14 protein-coding genes and 1 pseudogene are annotated in these 18761 nt (G+C 59.3%); 8 read left to right on the top strand and 7 right to left on the bottom strand.

Annotation, left to right across the window (positions count from 1 at the left end; genetic code table 11):
• Positions 1 to 10: 10 nt before the first annotated feature.
• From FFI89_RS17770 to FFI89_RS17760, 3 genes are all read right to left on the bottom strand, one after another.
• Positions 11 to 748: an SDR family oxidoreductase gene (locus FFI89_RS17770; protein ID WP_138838743.1), complete on the bottom strand. Its 738-nt coding sequence runs from the start codon at positions 746 to 748 to the stop codon at positions 11 to 13.
• Between the two features lie 44 nt (positions 749 to 792).
• Positions 793 to 2337: a class I adenylate-forming enzyme family protein gene (locus FFI89_RS17765; protein WP_371721298.1), complete on the bottom strand. Its 1545-nt coding sequence runs from the start codon at positions 2335 to 2337 to the stop codon at positions 793 to 795.
• Positions 2338 to 2400: 63 nt separating this feature from the next.
• Positions 2401 to 3039 carry a 2-hydroxychromene-2-carboxylate isomerase gene (locus FFI89_RS17760; protein WP_138838741.1) on the bottom strand — a complete coding sequence of 213 codons (639 nt, stop codon included), beginning with the start codon at positions 3037 to 3039 and terminating at the stop codon, positions 2401 to 2403.
• Positions 3040 to 3247: 208 nt separating this feature from the next.
• Here FFI89_RS17760 and FFI89_RS17755 point away from each other — a divergent pair, with 208 nt between their 5' ends.
• Positions 3248 to 3751, top strand: a complete 504-nt coding sequence (locus FFI89_RS17755) for a helix-turn-helix domain-containing protein (protein ID WP_138838739.1) — start codon at positions 3248 to 3250, stop codon at positions 3749 to 3751.
• Between the two features lie 771 nt (positions 3752 to 4522).
• On the opposite strand, the gene FFI89_RS17750 is transcribed toward FFI89_RS17755, so the two are convergent.
• On the bottom strand, positions 4523 to 5281 hold the full coding sequence (locus FFI89_RS17750) for a DUF2066 domain-containing protein (protein ID WP_246669183.1): 759 nt from the start codon (positions 5279 to 5281) through the stop codon (positions 4523 to 4525).
• A 334-nt stretch (positions 5282 to 5615) separates the two neighbouring features.
• Here FFI89_RS17750 and FFI89_RS17745 point away from each other — a divergent pair, with 334 nt between their 5' ends.
• The 3 genes and pseudogenes from FFI89_RS17745 to FFI89_RS17735 all read left to right on the top strand — a co-directional run bounded on the left by FFI89_RS17745 (position 5616) and on the right by FFI89_RS17735 (position 7119).
• Positions 5616 to 6023: a hypothetical protein gene (locus FFI89_RS17745; protein ID WP_138838737.1), complete on the top strand. Its 408-nt coding sequence runs from the start codon at positions 5616 to 5618 to the stop codon at positions 6021 to 6023.
• Between the two features lie 58 nt (positions 6024 to 6081).
• Positions 6082 to 6712 (top strand): annotated as a pseudogene (locus FFI89_RS17740) (tyrosine-type recombinase/integrase).
• Between the two features lie 20 nt (positions 6713 to 6732).
• Positions 6733 to 7119 (top strand): hypothetical protein, encoded by a 387-nt coding sequence (locus tag FFI89_RS17735; protein WP_138838735.1) that lies wholly within the window; start codon positions 6733 to 6735, stop codon positions 7117 to 7119.
• Between the two features lie 95 nt (positions 7120 to 7214).
• Here the strand turns inward: FFI89_RS17735 and FFI89_RS17730 are convergent, their stop codons facing one another.
• On the bottom strand, positions 7215 to 8048 hold the full coding sequence (locus FFI89_RS17730) for a hypothetical protein (RefSeq protein ID WP_138838732.1): 834 nt from the start codon (positions 8046 to 8048) through the stop codon (positions 7215 to 7217).
• Between the two features lie 252 nt (positions 8049 to 8300).
• On the opposite strand from FFI89_RS17730, the gene FFI89_RS17725 reads away from it, so the two are divergent.
• Both FFI89_RS17725 and FFI89_RS17720 read left to right on the top strand, forming a co-directional pair.
• Complete coding sequence (locus FFI89_RS17725; RefSeq protein WP_138838730.1) at positions 8301 to 8648, top strand: hypothetical protein; 348 nt, start codon at positions 8301 to 8303, stop codon at positions 8646 to 8648.
• A gap of 687 nt (positions 8649 to 9335) precedes the next feature.
• Positions 9336 to 11537, top strand: a complete 2202-nt coding sequence (locus FFI89_RS17720) for a hypothetical protein (protein ID WP_138838728.1) — start codon at positions 9336 to 9338, stop codon at positions 11535 to 11537.
• 350 nt (positions 11538 to 11887) lie between these two features.
• Here the strand turns inward: FFI89_RS17720 and FFI89_RS17715 are convergent, their stop codons facing one another.
• Positions 11888 to 12145: a hypothetical protein gene (locus tag FFI89_RS17715; RefSeq protein WP_138838726.1), complete on the bottom strand. Its 258-nt coding sequence runs from the start codon at positions 12143 to 12145 to the stop codon at positions 11888 to 11890.
• A 945-nt stretch (positions 12146 to 13090) separates the two neighbouring features.
• On the opposite strand from FFI89_RS17715, the gene FFI89_RS17710 reads away from it, so the two are divergent.
• On the top strand, positions 13091 to 14200 hold the full coding sequence (locus FFI89_RS17710) for an efflux RND transporter periplasmic adaptor subunit (RefSeq protein ID WP_138838724.1): 1110 nt from the start codon (positions 13091 to 13093) through the stop codon (positions 14198 to 14200).
• A 4-nt stretch (positions 14201 to 14204) separates the two neighbouring features.
• Positions 14205 to 17378, top strand: coding sequence for an efflux RND transporter permease subunit (locus FFI89_RS17705; RefSeq protein ID WP_138838721.1), 3174 nt, complete (start codon positions 14205 to 14207; stop codon positions 17376 to 17378).
• A 717-nt stretch (positions 17379 to 18095) separates the two neighbouring features.
• On the opposite strand, the gene FFI89_RS17700 is transcribed toward FFI89_RS17705, so the two are convergent.
• On the bottom strand, positions 18096 to 18506 hold the full coding sequence (locus FFI89_RS17700) for a hypothetical protein (protein ID WP_138838719.1): 411 nt from the start codon (positions 18504 to 18506) through the stop codon (positions 18096 to 18098).
• Positions 18507 to 18761: the final 255 nt, after the last annotated feature.

Here is an 18761-nt window from a genome sequence, read left to right as displayed (position 1 = left end):
CAGATGCTCCCTACCACTTCTCGCCGAATGGGCGGATTTCCAGTTCGAACGTCCAGGCGCTTTTCGGCTGCTGGTAGAGCTGCCAGTAGGATGTCGCGACCGACGACGGCGGCATCAGCAGGTCGGGATTGTCGAGCGCGTTCGGTCCCAGCGCTTCGATGCGGCGCTGGCGAACCCATTCGGTATCGACGCCGGAATCGATGATGAGATGCGCGACATGGATGTTTTTCGGACCCAATTCACGTGCCATCGCCTGGGCCACGGCGCGCAGGCCGAACTTGGCGCTGGCAAAGGCGGCATAGCCGCTCCCGCCGCGCAAGGACGCGGTGGCGCCGGTGAAGAAGATCTTGCCGCCCTCGCGCGGCAGCATCAGCCGCGCCGCCTCGCGACCCGCCAGGAAGCCGGAGTAGCACGCCATCTCCCAGACCTTTCGAAACACGCGCTCGGTGGTGTCGAGGATTGGATAATTGACGTTGGCGCCGATGTTGAAGATGCAGACCTCCATCGGTGCATGCTTGTCGGCATCGTTGAGAAAGGAGATGATCTCCTCTTCCTTGCGCGCGTCGAGCGAACGGGCATGGATCTCGCCGCCGGCGGCCTCGATATCCTTGACGAGCGGTGCGAGCTTGTCGCCGTTACGGCGACCGGCGAACACCGTAAAGCCTTCGGAGGCGAACTTCTTGGCAATCTCGCCGCCGATAAAATCGCCAGCGCCGATGACCGCGACTGTTCTGTTTCTCTTCTGCAAGGATATTCTCCGCATTTGCTAAGGGTGAAGCGATCTCGCCCGCTTCATTTGCGCAGCGACTCCGCCAATTTGTGTTTCAGGAGCTTGCCCGTCGATGTAGCGGGCAGCGCGTCCATCAGGATGATCTCGGATGGCCGCTTGTAGGAAGTGAGCTGCGGCGCGACATGAGCCATCAGGTCCTGCGCGGTAGCTCCGGTGCCTTTCAGCAGCTGAACGAAGGCTACGATCTCTTCATTGCCCTCGACCGGCCGTCCGACCACGGCGCATTGCACCACGTCGGAATGGGTGCTCAGAACCGCCTCGATCTCGGCCGGATAGACGTTGAAGCCGGAACGGATGATCATCTCTTTGGTGCGGCCGACGATGAACAGCGCATCGCCTTCGAAGCGCGCGAGGTCACCGGTGTTGAACCAGCCGCCCGGATCGATCGCTTTCGCCGTGAGATCAGGCGCGCGGTAGTAGCCGCGCATCACGTTGGGCCCGCGGACATGCAGCTCGCCGATCTCGCCGTTCGCCACCGCGGCGCCGTCGTGCCCGACGATTCGGGCCTCGATGCCCGAAATCAGGGGACCGACCGAGTTGTCGTTGCGCGGCGCCTCCGGCCGAACGCTGGAAATCCCGGGCGAGCATTCGGTGATGCCGAACGCGTTGAAGAGGGGAAGTCCGAGTTCCTTCTCGACGCGCACCTTGAGTTCGAGATCGAGCGGCGCCCCCGCGACGCCCATCAGCCGCAGCGCGCCACGCTCCAGTTTCGGCAAGCCTGCCGTCTGCTTGTATTCCAGCAGTCGTTGATAGGTGGCCGGCACGCCGTTGAGAATCGTGACGCCTTCCTCGGCCAGCGCCTTGGCGAGTCCGGCCGGGCTGTACTTGCTGACCAGCCGGGTCACCGCGCCGACCATCAGCGTCATCGTCAACAGCGAGATGCCGACAATGTGCGAGATCGGCAGGACGCAATACTGTACGTCCTCCGCCGTCATGTTGCGCAAGCTCGCGGTACTCCTGGCCGAGAACAGCAGGTTCCGGTGCGTAAGCATGACGCCCTTGGGCGCTCCGGTGGTGCCGGAGGTGTAGATCAGGACCGCGACCTGTTGTGCGCCGTCGGCTTCGACCGGCTCGGGCTGCGTCGCCTTGTTCAGCGCGGAAACGCCGATGCCGCGCAGCGTCCCGACATCCTGCACCGGCGCGTCGTAGCGCGCGGCGTGCGCGGCCGCCTCTTCCGAGACGCCAGCCGTGAAGAACATGCGCCGGGCGCCGCTGTGGTCCCTGATCTGGTCGAGTTCGCGGGGCGAAAGGCGCGGATTGGCAACAATCGCCCAGGCATCGAGGCGGCTGGCGGCGAACAGCAGACAGGCGAGCGGAATCGAATTCTCGCTGACGAGCATCACGCGATCGCCGGCGCGGATGCCGAGCGCCCGCAGCGCGTCCACGGTGCCCTCAACCGCACGATCGAGCTCGCGATAGGTCAGCGTGCCGTTGTCATCGATCAGCGCCGTCCGATCCGGCGAGGCGGCAACATGCGGATCCATCACCTCATGGATACGGTGCGGCAACATGTTCACGATCTCGACTGTACGCTGCTGCCTACCCACCGATGACACCTCCCGTTGCAAGGCCCTTTTCGGGCTCAATTCGCTCTGGAGCCTGAAGTATGTTCACGCGGTCTTGCGCTGCGTCGTGCCCAACTGCGCCAGGATTTCGTCCTCGACCTCGCGCAGACTGTCCTTGCCGAAATAGATCTCGTTGCCGACGAAGAAGGTCGGGGAACCGAACGTGCCGCGCGTCACCGCGCTGTTGGTATTCTCGATCAGCTTCTTCTTGACGTCGTCCTGCTGGGCACGGGCGACGATGCGATCGATGTCGAGCCCGGAAGCCAGGAATGCTTCGCGAAACACCTGGGGATCGTCCATCTTCTTGGGCTCGACCCACATGTGGTGATAGGCGGCGCGGAAATAGGGTTCAAACAGCCCCTCGAACTCGGCTGCGACGGCGCCGCGCATCAGCGTCAGGGTGTTCACCGGAAAGAACGGGTTCGACTTGAACTTCGCGATGTTGTGACGGCGCAGAAAACGCTCGGTTTCAAGCGCATTGTATTCAGGCTTGTTCTTGATCCCGCGCAGCGACTCGGCGGGCGACATGTTGCCGGTCGCCTTGTAGACGCCGCCGAGCAGCACCGGAACGTAATCAAATTTGACGCCCGTACGCTGCTCGATCGCCGACAGCGCCAGTTCGGCGAGATAGGCGTTGGGACTGCCGAAATCGAAGTGAAACTCGACCTTGAGCGGAGCAGCCATGGAACGCCCTTCCCTTCGATGGGCGAAGAATTGCTCGCCGCCCGGTTGACCTTGTCGCCACCGATAGAGTTCTATTTTAGAACTGTCAATATGATGTTTATCATTCCATCTTCCGCTGATCGGCTGGTAATGCGATATCCCATTGAAATGGCGTGAGTTCTAATTTAGAATTTATTTGTTTGCCGCTGCAGATTTGCTGGAGACGTTGATGAAATGGGATGCCCTCGAAGAGGAGCCGTGCTCGCTGGCGCGCACCGTGGCGGTGATCGGTGACCGCTGGAGCCTGCTCATCCTGCGCGAATGTTTTCTTCGGATCCGCAGGTTCGACGAGTTTCAGTCGTCGCTCGGGATAACCCGGCACCTGCTCGCCGACCGGCTGAAAAAGCTCGTCCGTTTTGGCGTACTTCGCAAAATCCCCTATCAGGAAGCGCCCAAGCGCTACGAGTATATCCTGACGCAGAAGGGTCTCGACCTCTATCCGATCATCATGTCAATCGTGCACTGGGGCAACATCCACATGGTCGACTCGCGCGGTCGGCCGCTGCTGCACGAACACAAGAGCTGCAAGAAGATGTTCGATCCCGTCATGGTCTGCTCGGAATGCGGTGAACCGCTGACCGCCAAGGCCGTTCATGTGCATCCGGGTCCCGGTGTGCGACGATCCTCGCCGGAGCGCGCTAAGGCCCAAGGTCGCAACAAGACGACGGCTTGAGCAGCGCCAGAAACGGACGATGGCACGAAACGGACCAGCCGCTCCGCTGATGTCCGAACATCAGACGAGCGTTCTCTCCATCATACGGCCATTCTTTGAACAAGACTAAACGCGGCGTTGGCGGCTGTTCGACCCGACGAACAGTCGACCTCAACCTTGGGATGACGTTGGACGGAAAAGGAAACGCCAATGAACTCCATACCCACTTCGAAGGCAAATCAGCCCCCCGATGCTCCGGTCCCGCGCGCCGATGAACGACTCGCCCACGCCTACGGACAGATCACACGCGCGGGTGAAGAGCTTGCGCGTGTGAGCACGCGATCTCGCGAATCTGGAGCGAAGCATCGAAGAGCTCAAGGCGAACCAACAACAACTGGTCCGCGACAGTTCAAAGGCCATTGAGGAGCTAAAGGCGAACCAGGAAGAGATGAAACGCGTACTAGCGAGGGTCTCCGAGCAGAATCCGCTCAAGAAGTCACCGCCTCCTGCGCAGCCGACTCCGACCTTGCGCAAGCCCGAGCGGACACTTCAGTCGCCGCACGCAAGAGCGCCGCCTCGATTCCGAGGAGAGTGGATCTACGACGATGACTGGTAGCCGGCCTTGCAGCGTCCATCAAAGGCTCGGCTCGGAAAAGCGCACGACGCGCTTAGCCTTGGCTGATTTCGGGTTTGCTGACGTCGGAACTTTGTCGAACGGCCGCTTTGCGCCAGGAGCGGTCGTTCGACAGCCTTCATGACGGTCTAATTCTATCAACGTCGCGTTCTGCCCGGCTATGCCGGATCGCCGTTGTTTGATAAAATCTGAGCAGCGCCGCCGATGCCGCGTCGGAAAGCTTCATCAAACGTGACTCCGCGAACCTGCCATCGGTGTGTCCGGCTCTGCCAGTCCATCTGCCACTGCGTGGCCCATCCGAGCTCCCGATCGACCCAGACCAATCGCCCGACCAGAGCGATTTCCCCACCCTGCTGGGCCGCGACCGAAGCCAATGTCGAGGAAGTCATCGTCCTGAGCCCCACGCCATTGATGCTCAATTTCGCCAATGCTGCCACGCCGGGCAACGCAATAGTCATCCCCCGCTTGCCGGCTGCTGCGAGCAGTGATTCACGTTGTAATTCGGACTGGTCTGCATCAGCTGTGACCATGTACTTTTTCAGGTCTTGTTGCATCTCGACAAAGACCCCAAGGACCGGACGGCGTGAAAGCCACGGCTTGAGGCCAAGTGCCTTGAGAACGTCGTCGATTTTCTTTTCATCAAAGTCGACGATCAGATCGTATGGTCGATCGCGGGTGCCCTGCTCGTCGCGAGTTGGAGTGCCCGACATTTGGTCGTGATAGCTAAATGCCCTGACGAAACCTTTCGCCTTCGGTTTGTATGCTGCCAATCGACGGTCGCCCGCAAGCTTCTGCGCACCGGATACTTTTATGAGAACGTCCTCCAAACAAGAGGCGAAGCCGATGATGCGGTTTGCCTCGCCTTGGCCCGTGACGATTGCCTGCGCTCGATATAGGTCAGCCGCTTCGGTCGCCATTGTGCCGGTGCAACACATCAACACAGCTGTAAGCGATATCTTGATTATGGCGCGTACCGCACTAAGACATATCAAGTGCCGCTGGCGTTTTGTCGCATGCCGAGTAACCACGATTATCTCCTGCTTCTACTCCGACGCCAGAGTCGCAACTGAGGGAGCTGAACGAGGCTCGCTACCGCAATGACCATCTCGTGAGATTCCGTTTACCGCAATTCGCCCTGCGAGCACCTACTCTCCCGCCACACCAACTCAAGCCGTTCATCACTCGCTACTGAGTGTTAATTTGGTAGTTCTCAAAGATACCATGGGCTTGCGATGGATTCAGGGAGCACGAATGACCGTTTCGCGCCATAAGCTGCCCTTGGTGGGCTCGAAATCCAACTTCCGCATTACCCCCGAAAGCAGACTCAACTCGGACATCGCACCATGTCCGAAAAGTGCCGATATTGTTGCAAAAGTCTTTTTGGGGTGGCGAACAAAAATTCTTAGAGCCACTGAGGCGTTTTACCCGCCGCGGCGTGAGGGACCATATCGCTTCATCCAGAATCGATCACGGGTCTCAGTAGTGGCGCTGAAGAACGATGCAGCAGCAGAGAAGTCCAAAGATCAGCTTTTGCGAGATTTTTGCGGTCATTCGATTTTCGACTTTTGCAACAAAATCCCCTCAGGAGCGGACATGGTCAGAAGGTCAAACGCCAAAGGGCGTTTTCCGCCCGACCGGTTAGTCCGAAAACCGAACTGATAACCAATGCCTAATCCGGTGGCACACGCTTCTCGCCTCTGTAACCGAGCCGAGGAGTATGGCCATGCAGGATCAAGTGAAAGCTGCCCCCTCGCCCAAGCGAGTGCCGTGGAACAAGGGAAAGCTGACCGGGGCAAAGCCGCCGCTGCGACCCAAACACGTCTGGTCGATCCGGACAAAGCTCCAGATCGATGGCCGCGTTCGGGATCTGGCAATGTTCAATCTGGCAATCGACAGTAAGCTTCTTCGTGGCTGTGATGTCGTCGCAATCCGAGTCGAGGATATCGCCGCAGGCGGACATACGGCCGATCGCGCAACTGTCCGGCAAAAGAAAACCGGGCGGCCTGTCAGATTTGAATTGAGCGAACAGACCCGCCGCGCGGTCGATGACTATCTACAGGCCACAGGTAAACGGCCTGGCGACCGGCCGTCGCGGTCCTGAGCGCAGTTTGACAACCCGCCAATACGCCCGCCTCGTCTCGGAGTGGATCGGCAGCGTCGGACTGGACCCGAGACTGTTTGGGACGCATTCATTGCGCCGCACAAAAGCTACCTTGATCTATCGCCGGACAGGCAACCTAAGGGCCGTCCAACTGTTGCTCGGACATACTAAGATCGAAAGTACGGTTCGGTATCTCGGCATCGAGGTTGATGATGCGCTGGCGATTGCGGAACAAGTTGATGTCTGAGTTGCTTGGGCAGAGCGGAAATGCATGTCCGGCGTCCGACCGCCGGGTTCGGTTTAACTATTCTGATTTCGGCGACCTGCGTGACTGTCAATGCCGTAGGCGAGACCGTGGGTTTGGCTATTTTGACCTCGGAAAAACAAGCAAAATCAATGTGGTTGACAGGACACCCCTTCCGCCATATACATCATAACATATTGATATTGCTATATAATGCTAAATTAGCGCAGTTCTACGCGCGTTTCAGCGTACACTTACACTTCATCCGGTGCGTTGCCGATTTTTTCGATCTGCCACGAATGGGAAGCCTCGAAGAATCGGAGGCCACCATGTTCACCGGACCCAACACGATCGCCATCAAGCTCGGAGACTACTTGCAAGGCTCGCGGCCGAAGGCCCGCTTGGTATAGGTGCACTGCTGATAATTCTGTTTTGTATCGCCGCGCTCGTCGTGTTGGCCCGCCGGGCGTGAACCGGCGGGCGGCCCTCACGATTGCCCGGGTGTTCAGGCAAATTGGCCCAGTAGCTCCCTCGCCGGCTCACCGCCCACAAACTCGATCATCAGCTTTCGGGCCAGCTCAATCTCCCAGTCCGCGTCTTCATCGACCACAGTCCATTTGTCTCCCATGACGCAAACGAGCAGGACTAACAGCTTCGAGCGCCGCCCCTCCGGCGTACTCGCGGGTGTCGTCCACATCTGCTTGATCAGCGCATCCATCTTCTGCCCATGCCGTTCAGTGAGTGCGACAAGGCGGGACTGCTCCTTGGCTTCTGGCATAGCTTTAACGGTTTCCCAGTTTTCCTTTGCGGTTGAGTAGACGCCTCCGGTCCACCGAAGATCCTCGAGCCGATGAAGTTCGCCCACCCAGGCGGCTTGGAGCCGACATATTTCCTCGTCATGCTCATGGTACAATTCATTGAGCTCGAAGATCTCCTCCTCCAGCGCACTCAGTTGAGCGTCTCCGGCTTCGTTTGCGCGCTTCGAATGGTGCGCAAGCGTGCAAATCATCCCCCCGGGATTGCCGCCATGGATCCAGTCAAGGCTCTGACCGTGCGAACTGAAGAATTCTAACGCCTGATAGTATGCAGCCGTGTCCTCATCTTCATCCTTGAAGGCAGGCCCATAGACGTGCCGCTTGAAATAATCCAAAGCGCGCGCCGCACTGCCCTCATCCATCTTCCACCCCTCGCAGATATATCGCGTGCGGAGCAGATCGACGATTTGCTCGACGCGAGCCAGGATGGCTTTGTGATCGACCGAGGGCGGCTCATGGGCGGCCGAGTTCATGGCAACAGCTGGCGCAGCGGCAACCGCCGCGGACGAGACGAACATATTCATTAGGAGCCTCCTGCTGAGAGTTGGTGACCCAGTCCCGGGCGAACAATCCGGAGACCGCGGAGTCGGTTCCAGAATTAACCTGTGGAGTCTCCATCAAGCTTAATACCGGAGTTTTGTTGTCAACTCATTCGTAAGCGTTACTCTTAAACATCGGACAATTTCCCCCAAGGGTCCGAGCCCACACTGACAAAGCCGTCAGGCGATTATATTCCGCATGGCGGCTTTGTTCTTCGCAACAAGGAACGCTACCCGGTGGAGTTGAACCCAGCTACCAAGGCCAGCCCGGCAAGCGAAGCGCCGGAACCTACACAGCCGCCGCCCATCCCGACGGCGCCCGACCGTGCTTTTTTTCCTCCCATGACGTCGGCCAAAGAAAGGAAAACTGCCGATGAGCTGGCAGCCATGATCGCTGCTGACTTGAGAGAGGTCGAAGGCTGCCCGAGCCGCGGATTGAAAGTCACGGTTTACGGATCGAACCCGTGGAATGCGTGGCTGTCATTTGGCGCCGAAGCTGGCCCCGTCCCCAATAAAACCGAATTGCAGGATTTTCTGGACATCATCACCGAGCGCCTGAAACGACTTTACGACGTAACGCTCTGAAGTCTTGCAGCGACCCTGCGCTTAAGGCGCACCTCAAGCAAATCTGGACGATAAATCGCACTTCTCTGAAAGTCCTCGGCGACATCGACGTGCATGTGTTGCAGCCTCGATCGGGAACCATAGAGAAAAAGACAATGCGAATTCTACGAACGACGGTTTTGAGTATTTTGTTGCTAACAGGCTGCGAAAATAGACAAGTCAAGAATTCCTCAGTTCGAGAAGTTCAACCGATAGAATCGCCTCTACAAAATACGGCAGAGGGAATGGCAAAAGCGAAGGCTCTCGATCCGGAGCGAGGTCTCAGTAATCTGGCTAATGCCCAACCATCGAGGTAGCAATTCCCGCTAACGGCCATCAGCTTGCGCACTGTGCTCCCAGCCCTCAGCTTCTCCATAAATTGAATCGCGATCTAGGGCGGATTCCGGACGGCTTGCCTCTCCATTTCAGTTCGGCGGCCCGGTGTTTGTCGGCCTGCGATTGGCCGAGCGGTAAGCGTTCGATCTCCATGGCCCCGCTCCATCAGCTGGGGATTGCGCCAAGGCAGATTGCGAAATCGTTAAAATCCAAAGCGTTGTGTAAAAATCAGAGGGTCAAAGGCGCCTGGGCGATGGTCAACTACGTCCGAATCGTTGAGGATCACTGGTTAAGAAGTTCAAATATTCATTTGAGCTTCGGGAAACGGGAATCATGTTCATTGCAGGCATCGTTGATTGGTTCGACGAGCGGCGAAACAGCGTGAATCTTTTTGCAATCGGCTTTTTGATCCTGTTCCTCGAATTGGCGTGCATACGTTGGTTCTCGGCCACCGTCGTTTTCCTTACGTTCTTTACCAATATCGTTCTGATCGCCTGCTTTCTGGGTATGTCCTGCGGTTGCCTGGCCGCGCGGCAGCGCTGGAACTGGCTTGCCTGGTTTCCGCTGCTGGCCCTCGGAACCTTCACCGCGGCGCGCGTGATCATGACGTTATATTCCCACTGGGGCGGGCTCGCAGTCGACGTGGGACATCAGGCATTGCCGCAGGAGGTTTTTTTCGGCACCGAGTACCGCAACCCGGATCTGGCTCAATTCGTGGTGCCGATTGAATTGATTGCCGCGCTGTTTTTCGTCCTGATCGCGTTGATGTTCGTCGGGCTCGGCCAAGTGCTTGGTCGGGCCTTCGACGCTCATCCCAATCGCGTCATCGCCTATTCGTTGAACATTGCCGGAAGCCTGGCGGGGATTGTAGGATTCTCAGCGCTTTCGTTTACGCAAGCGCCGCCAACGATTTGGTTCCTGATAGGCTGCGTTGGAATTGTCTACCTTCTCCATCAAGACAAGGCCTTGTCGCCCCCGCGACTTCTCGCGCTCGCGGCCATCGTGATATTTCCCGCGATACCCGCAGAGCGTTCGAACGTTCACGAAACGCGCTGGTCTCCCTATTATGCTGTCGACCGAAACAAGGCGAACGGCGAGATCACCGTCAACAATATCGGCCATCAAATGATGGTGCCTTTCGAGAGTGGCGGCTCCAACTATTCACTAATTCATTTGCTGCAACGGCAAAGCGGCGGCCCGCCATTCCAGGACGTCATGATCATCGGCGCCGGATCCGGCAACGACATCACGCATGCGCTGCGCTTTGGCGTGAACCGCGTCGATGCGGTCGAGATTGATCCGGTGATCCAGGAAATTGGCATCTGTTGTCACCCTGACCGGCCCTATCAGGACAAAAGGGTGGTCCGCCATCTCGATGATGGGCGTCACTTCCTGCGCACGACCGAGCGGAAATACGATTTGGTCGTGTACGCCCTCGTCGATTCCCTGATCCTGCACAGCGGCTATGCCAACATCCGTCTCGAAAGCTACCTGTTCACCGAACAGGCCTTTGCGGACGTCCGGCGCGTGTTGAAAGCTAACGGCACTTTCGTGATGTACAATTTCTACCGTCAGGGATGGATCGTCCAACGCGTCGCCGCGATGGCGAAGGAGGTGTTCGGTTGCGATCCGATTGTGCTCCCTCTGCCTTACGCCGAAACGATAAAATCATCAGAACAGGCCGGGTTCTCGACCATCATTGCCGGCTGTAATCCGCGTATCCCCGCGGCCTTTCAGCAGCATGGCAAGTTCTGGCTGAATAGCCAGCCGCCCGAAAATCTGTCGATAAATGGGTTCGACACGCCGCTTTGGTCGGCAGCCGTCCAGCACGATGACTGGGCGGCGATTGCGCCGGCAAGACTAGTCTATGACAACGACGCGTCCAAACAATCGACCACCGATGACTGGCCCTTTCTGTATCTGAGCGGAAAGTTGATCCCCGATTTAACGATCCGCTCGATAATCCTGCTTGGCGCCCTCGGGATCGGCATGGTCTTCCTTTTTAAGCCAAAGGGTCGCTGGCGGCCGAACAACCGGATGTTCTTCCTTGGAGCAGCGTTCATGTTGCTCGAAACCAAAGCGGTTGTGCAAATGGCCCTGCTGTTCGGCAGCACCTGGATCGTCAATTCAGCGGTTTTCTTCACCGCACTGGTGTTGATCCTCGCCGCCAATCTGTATGTGATCAAAGTACCATCGCTCCGGCTAGGACTACATTACGCCGGGCTGTTGGTCATGCTGTCGGCCTCGGTGCTGGTGCCATTCGATGCTTTCCTGAGCGGGGGAATAGCCTGGCGTTACGTCTTGCCTTGTGTGCTGGCGCTTGGACCGATGTTCTTCGCCGGCGTGATCTTCGCCCGCTCCTTCCGCAACGAAGCCAATCCCGATCAGGCTTTTGGATCCAATATCGCGGGATCGGTGATCGGGGGTCTGGCCGAATCATTCTCGACTGTCCTTGGCTTCCGCCACCTGCTGATCTTGGCGATCTGTTTTTATGTCCTCTCCGCATGGATGCCTTCGCGCGGCAAGCCAGGCTAACGGCAACGGGTGCGCGCACTCTAGAGAAAGATCAGTCACACGACGAATTTGGTGAATGGTATCGTGCCCAGCCCGCTTGGCCTATTGTGGGACGAGAATGACGGTTTGAGATTCGCCCCGCCCAAGGGCTGTGGTTGGTAAACGGCCATGAAGTACCAGAAACGAACTGATCTCGGCTGCCTACCGCGCGCAGGCCGATGCCCTTAAGATTGAAGCGCAGGCAGGGCGCCGACTAGCCGAAGAGCCAAGCAAGGCCAAGGTGCGACGAGCCGCCCTCGAAACCCACGACCCGCGTTTCTAGAATTACGCGACCAGCAATTTCTCATCCTAGTATGGCGTCTTTTGACCCACTACGAGCCGATGATGCCAGATGAACCGCCGCCGCCAGCCGGGCCAGTAATTGTGATGCCGCTGTTATTGCCAAGGTTTTGCGAGTTGGTCGCCGTGAACGTGCCGCCGCCCGCACAGGCGATATCTCTGAGGCCGACATAAGTGATGGACTGATTGCTCGAACTGCTAATGCCCGCCTGTACGCCGACAGAGTTGGACGCGATTCGTTCTAACGCCGGGAAACACCAAATGATCGCCTCCCTGCTGCCAAGCCACAAAACTCCTTTTCGTGGACTTCACGTCCGTGATTTTGGCAAAATCAAAAGTGTCTGCCGGACAATCCCTTCCCGCAATCGGATTGCTCTCTCCCGTTACGGCCCACCATCCACAACCGCTTGTGCTACCCGACGGGCAAATCACGCATGGTCTCGGTCGAGTCCTTCGCGCAAAAATATTCCGCTTCGCGATTCCCCCAAATCACGCCTAGAACTCCGCCATCCCGTCCCACACAAGGGGCGTATCCGGATCGTCAGAAACGCGGGGCGGGGTGCGGTGGACGCGGCGGTGTCGGCGTGAACGGGGATTGCAGGGCGGGCTTTGCCTGTGAGCGATACCCCTCATGCAGACGAACGGCGCCAACGCCCAGTTGAAGCTTGCGGTTTGAGTCGGGCGTGCCCGGCGAAGCCTTTAGGCGAAGACGGGGCTGCTGCGTACGGCAAAACCGTGTGGGCCTGGCATCCGTTGCTGATGTCAAGCTGGCGGAGGCGAAGTCGGCCCGACCGGGCTTTGATGGATCGCTAATTCGCCAGCGACGGTGACAAAAACGAATTCGTCGCCGGGGCGAGCACGGCATAAGCCGTCAAACCATTGCGCAGGGAAAGTCGGAGTGCCTCCGCTGAACCTGTATGCTCGTGTGCGTTTTTGCTTGTGCATCTTGCACGCGAGACCGCGGGTACAGCGTGTACCCGGCTTTCCCTGCGCCCTCTGATTTCTGGGCGAATGGTTCTTGCAAAACCTCGGGCGAATCGCGCCGCGAGATTGCGCCGCGACGTCTCCGCTCCGCGTTGAAAATTGCATCAAGAAAATCAGTGCTGGTCGTGTGTTGCGCGCGATGAAATACTGACTTTGGTTCGCTACGCAATTATGTCAGTATTGCTGTCGTTTCCGTCACTCTCTTTGGTTTCCCGAACAAACCGGGGTTTCCCGAACACAAGGATACAGCGATGCGCGTCGTCACCTGCACCGTCCTGATTCTATGCGGGTTCTGTCTGCCTGCGGGCGCGCAAACCAAACAGGAGCCGCCGGCGGTCCCCGTGGGCGTCGTCACCGCAGAAAAGAAGCCGGTGACCCAGGCGCTCGACTTTGTCGGACGCGTCCAGGCCGTCAACCGGGTCGAGATCAGGGCGCGCGTCACGGGTTACCTGGAAGATGTCCGCTTCAAAGAAGGCGATCTCATCAAGGAAGGCGCGCCGCTCTACAGTATCGAAAAGGGTCTGTTCGAGGCGGCGGTCGGCCAGGCGGAGGGCGCGCTGGAGCGCAGCAAGTCCAACAAGACGTTGACGGAAGTCCAGCTGCAGCGGGCCGAGGATTTGCTGGCGAAGAGCGCCGGCACCGCGGTCGCACGGGACCAGGCGCTTGCCGCCGACGAATCCGCCAAAGGCCAGATCATGATCGACGAGGCCAACCTGCAGACCGCCAAGATCAATCTCGGCTACACCTCGATCACTGCACCCGTCGCCGGCAAGGTCGGCAAGACCAACATCACCAAGGGCAATGTCGTCGGCCCGGACAGCGGCGCCCTCACCGTGATCGTCAGCCAGGCTCCGATGTACGTTTCGTTCCCGGTCAGCCAGCGCGAATTCCTGCGCGCGCAGCAGGCCCGACAGAAGGTCGATATCACCGGCATCAAGGTAGGGCTCCGCTTCGCCGATGGCAGTTCGTACCAGCAAACCGGCCAGATCAATTTCGTCGATGTCAGCGTCGATCGTTCCACCGATACGGTCTCGGTCCGCGCCAGCTTTCCGAATCCGGACTTTGTCCTGATCGACGGTCAACTGGTGCGGGTTGGCCTCGAAGCCGGCAAGCCGGAAGAGAAGATCGTGATCCCGCAGGCCGCGCTGATCGCCGATCAGGAGGGCGTCTACGTCTTCGTCGCCAGCGACGGCAAGGCCGCGATCCGAAGGGTCAAGCCGGCCGGCGAGAGCGGCGGCGGCGTCATCATCGACCAGGGATTGAACGGCGGCGAACTGGTGATCGTCGAAGGCACCCAGAGCCTGCGGCCAGGTGCACCGGTTCGCCCAACGCCGCTGCCGCCAGCTCCCGGCAGGAGCTGAAGCCATGTTGTCAGCCATTTTCGTCGACCGTCCGCGGCTAGCGATCGTCATCGCCATCGTCACGACCATTGCCGGCGCCCTCGCATTCCTGGCGATGCCGGTCGCGCAATATCCGGATATCGTGCCGCCGCAGGTTTCGGTTACCACCTTCTATCCCGGCGCGAACTCCGCCGTCGTCGACGCCACCGTCGCCCAGCCGATCGAGGCGCAGGCCGTCGGCGTCGACAAGATGATGTACATGAAGAGCACGAGCGGCGATGACGGCAGTTACACGCTGACCGCCTCGTTTGAACTCGGCACCGATCCGGATATCAATACGGTCAACGTCAACAACCGCGTGCAGACCGCGCTGTCGTCGTTGCCATCGGAAGTTCAGCGCCAGGGTATCGTGGTCAAGAAAAAATCGACCGCGATCCTCGCGACCATCGCGCTTTACTCGCCAAAGCACACCCACGATCCGTTGTTCCTGTCGAACTATATCACCATCAACATGCTCGATTCGATCAAGAGCACACCTGGTGTCGGCGACGCCTCCCTGTTCGCCGCCCAGGACTACGCGATGCGGGCGTGGGTAAGGACCGATCGGCTGACCGGCCTCAACCTGACCACCGGCGACATCATCAACGCGATCCAGTCGCAGAACATCCAGGCCGCGGTGGGGCGCGTCGGCGCGCGGCCAATTTCCGACGATCAGCAGCTACAGCTCAACATCCAGACCAAGGGCCGGCTGACCTCCGTTGCGGAATTCGAGAACATCGTCATTCGGACCAATCCGGACGGATCGCTGCTGCGGCTGCGCGACGTCGCCAGCGTGGAACTCGGCGCCGCCAACGTCGACCGCGAGACGCGGTTCAACGGGCAGGATGCCGCCGCGCTGGTGATCTACCAATCGCCGGGCGGCAATGCCATCGCCACCGTCACCGCCATCCGCGCCAAGCTGGCCGAACTGCAAACCCGCTTCCCGGACGATCTGGCCTGGAAGATCACCTACGACCCAACGGTGTTCGTCACCGACACCATGCACGAGGTGCAGAAGACCCTGATCGAGGCGTTTGTCCTTGTCGTCATCGTCGTGTTCCTGTTTCTCGGCAGCGTTCGCGCCACCCTGATCCCGACGCTTGCGGTCCCAGTCAGCCTGATCGGCGCATTCATCGCGCTCAAGGCGGTCGGGTATTCCGCCAACACCGTCTCGCTGCTGGCAATCGTGCTGGCGATCGGCATCGTCGTCGACGATGCCATCGTTGTCGTCGAAAACGTCGAGCGGGTCATGGAGGAACACCCCGAGTTGACGCCGGCGGAAGCCACCAAGCGCGCGATGGCTGAGATCACCGCGCCGATCATTGCGATCACGCTGGTGCTGCTGTCGGTCTTCGTGCCGATCGCATTCATTCCCGGCATTTCCGGCGAGCTGTTTCGACAGTTTGCGGTCACCGTTTCGGTGGCGATGCTGCTTTCGGCCATCAACGCGCTGACGCTTTCCCCGGCCCTCTGCGGCGTCCTGCTGCGCCCCCATCATGGTCCGAGGCGCGGGATCATCGGGACCATCATGCGGTCGATTGACCGGGTGGCCAATGGCTATGGCTCGGTCATTGGACGGATCGTCCGTTTTTCCGTGATCGGCATTGCGATGGTGGTTGTCGCCGGCGCCGGCGTCGTTGGACTGGCAACGGTCACGCCGACCGGCTTTCTCCCCGAAGACGATCAGGGCGCCATTTTTGTCGTCGCGCAGCTGCCCGGCGGGGCGTCGGTGGCTCGTACCTCCGAGGTGATGCGTGCGGCCGAGGCCATCGTCAAGGAAGATCCTGCGGTCGATGAATACACCTCGATCATCGGATTGAACTTCATCGACAGCTACTCGCAGCCCAATGCCGGCTTCATGATCGTGACCTTCAAACCATTTGAAGAGCGCAAGGCCAAGGGCATGGGCGCGAAGGACGTCATCGCAAGGCTCGGCCCGAAATTCCGTCAGATCCAGGGCGGCACGGTCGTACCATTGGCGCCTCCACCGATCGTTGGTCTCGGCACCGGCGGCGGCTTCAGCTATGTGCTGGAGGATCTGCGCGGCGGCGACCCCAAGGAGCTCGCACAGGCTGTCCGAGGCCTCACTGTAGCGGCCAACCAGGATCCGAGGCTACAACGGGTGTTCAGCACGTTCTCGGCGAGCAATCCCTCGATCTACCTCGATATCGACCGCGACAAGGTTCAAATCCTCGGTGTTCAGCTCAAGGACATGTTCCAGGCTCTGCAGGCCTCGCTCGGCGGATACTTCGTCAACAACATGAACATGTTCGGCCGCACCTGGCAGGTGCAGGTCCAGGCCGAAGCGGCCGACAGGTCGAGTATCGACGACATCTTTCGGATCAACGTGCGCAACGCAGAGGGGAAGATGATTCCGATCCGAAGCCTCGCGGAAGTCCGCATCGTGGTCGGCCCCCCGGCCCTGATCCGCTACAACAACCTGCGTGCGGTCACGATCCAGGGCGGCCCGGCGGCTGGCGTGTCGTCCGGCCAGGCGCTCGCCGCCATGGAGGAAGTCGCGGCCAAGACGCTGCCGCAGGGGTTCAAGGGTGAATGGACCGATACGGCGTTCCAGGAAAAGCGCGCCGAAGGCAAGACGGCGATCATCCTCGGCTTCGCGGTCCTGTTCGCCTACCTTTTCCTGGTGGCGCTGTATGAAAGTTGGACCATTCCCGTTCCGGTGTTGCTGTCGGTCGCGATCGGCATTCTCGGATCGTTTGGTGCGATCGTGTTGTCCGGGCTGACGCTCGATCTCTACGCCCAGATCGGTATGGTCGTGCTGATCGGCCTCGCCGCCAAGAACGGCATCCTGATCGTCGAGTTTGCCAAGGAGAAGCGCGAACAGGGTATCCCGCTGCTCGAGGCCGCGACCGAAGGCGCACGCCTGCGCTTCCGCCCGGTGATGATGACGTCGTTCGCCTTCATTCTCGGCCTCTATCCGCTGGTCGTTGCCAAGGGCGCTTCGGAGCTGGCGCGGCAAGGCGTCGGCACGCCCGTGTTCGGCGGAATGATCCTGGCGTCCTTTGTCGGCATCTTCGCGATCCCGCCCCTCTACGTCATGTTCCAGGCTATTCGTGAGCGCCTGCGACCGGGCGCTCGTCCGGCCGTCGAGCGGCCTGCGAAGGGAGAAGCAGGAGATGCGTCTTCAATACATCCCTAGAGCTCGTGCAGGCGTTTGCCGATCGCGGCGAGATTGGAACGTTTTGGCCCGTAGCAAGTAGTTGCAGTGGCAATCGATCTCAGTTTCGCTGGATCGAACATGGACAAAGCTGCCGCCTATGCGATCTCAGCCTTAATCGCCGGCTTCGGTGTTTGGATCCTTATTGCCGGCCTAAGTTCCAGCGCACCCGCTTTTTGGATTTGCGTCGCTCTCATCCCCATAGTGATCGGCCTCTGGAGCGCTTTCTGCGACACTTAGAATCCATCCCCTTTCGGTACTGGCCAAGGTTCAAGAGAGAATCATCGGGATTGTTGGAACCATTCGTGACTTAGCAAGTTGACCTAACTCACCCGAGTGCAAGAACCTCGGCTGGCAGACCACCCCGGGAGCCCCCTCCCCAGTCGGGAGTTCCGACCCAAGCGGCCTCAGTGACGTCCGCGCTGGGGCCATTTCAGTTTGAATGTGGCGGGGATGATGTCCGATGATCGGTACCCATCGAACTTGTAAGTGCGGCGCGGTTTATGACCGCAGCGAACACATTGCAGAGGCACGCGAGATCAGCAGCTTTGAATGCGCCGTGTGCGGTGAAACTATCGAGAATTGGAACTCCGGTTGGGTTCCTCGATATCGATTCATCGCCTGCCCAGCTAGGGATGCCGAATGACTGACCACCCCGCCGCCGATCCGGCGGGGTCTCAGTCGGCGGCGAAAGGCCCATCACACGTCGGCGGTCTCATACCGAGCTGCAGGTTGGGGCACCTGAGGCTTCTCCTCGATCGGGCTTGCAGGCAATTGTAGTACCGTAGCCCTTTGCCCGACAGTGAGGTCGGTGACTAGAACGATTGCACCGTTTGAGAATTCTAGCGCGTCATGATGTCGGTATGGCTTGTCGAGGGCTATTTGGCGAAACCGCGCCAATCGATCGCCGACGCTCTTGCGAAACATCATGCCGCCAGTTTCAACCTCATTCTCGAATGCGATCTCGGTCCCGGGACGAAGGCAGACCGCGACTTTCGGATCGTCAGGGCTCGCAAAGCCGTGAGTCCCTGTAGAAAAGTTGGTCGAAACCAACGTTTCCGCGACCTCAGCGGGACGTGTCGCAACCGCATGTAAGCTATAATCGCACATGGATGCGCCTCCTATAAATCGTCACCTCCGAATCACGAACCTTCGCAAACCTATTTGGTTGCGATACCGCCCCAAAAAAAACCCGCCGGCGTGAACCAGCGCCTCACCGCTCCTCGTCCGGATGCACCCAGATGACGCCGGGTGGCATGGTGTGCCCAACGCCAACGCCTCCTGAGACCAGCAGCCGACAAAACTCTAGGCAAATTGCGCCCTGGCGGGTGGAACGAATCTTCTCAGGCTAGTTTGAGTCGATAA

Origin of the sequence: Bradyrhizobium sp. KBS0727 (assembly GCF_005937885.2) — a bacterium.
Taxonomy (GTDB): Bacteria; Pseudomonadota; Alphaproteobacteria; order Rhizobiales; family Xanthobacteraceae; genus Bradyrhizobium.
This window is presented reverse-complemented; position numbering and strand designations above follow the sequence as displayed.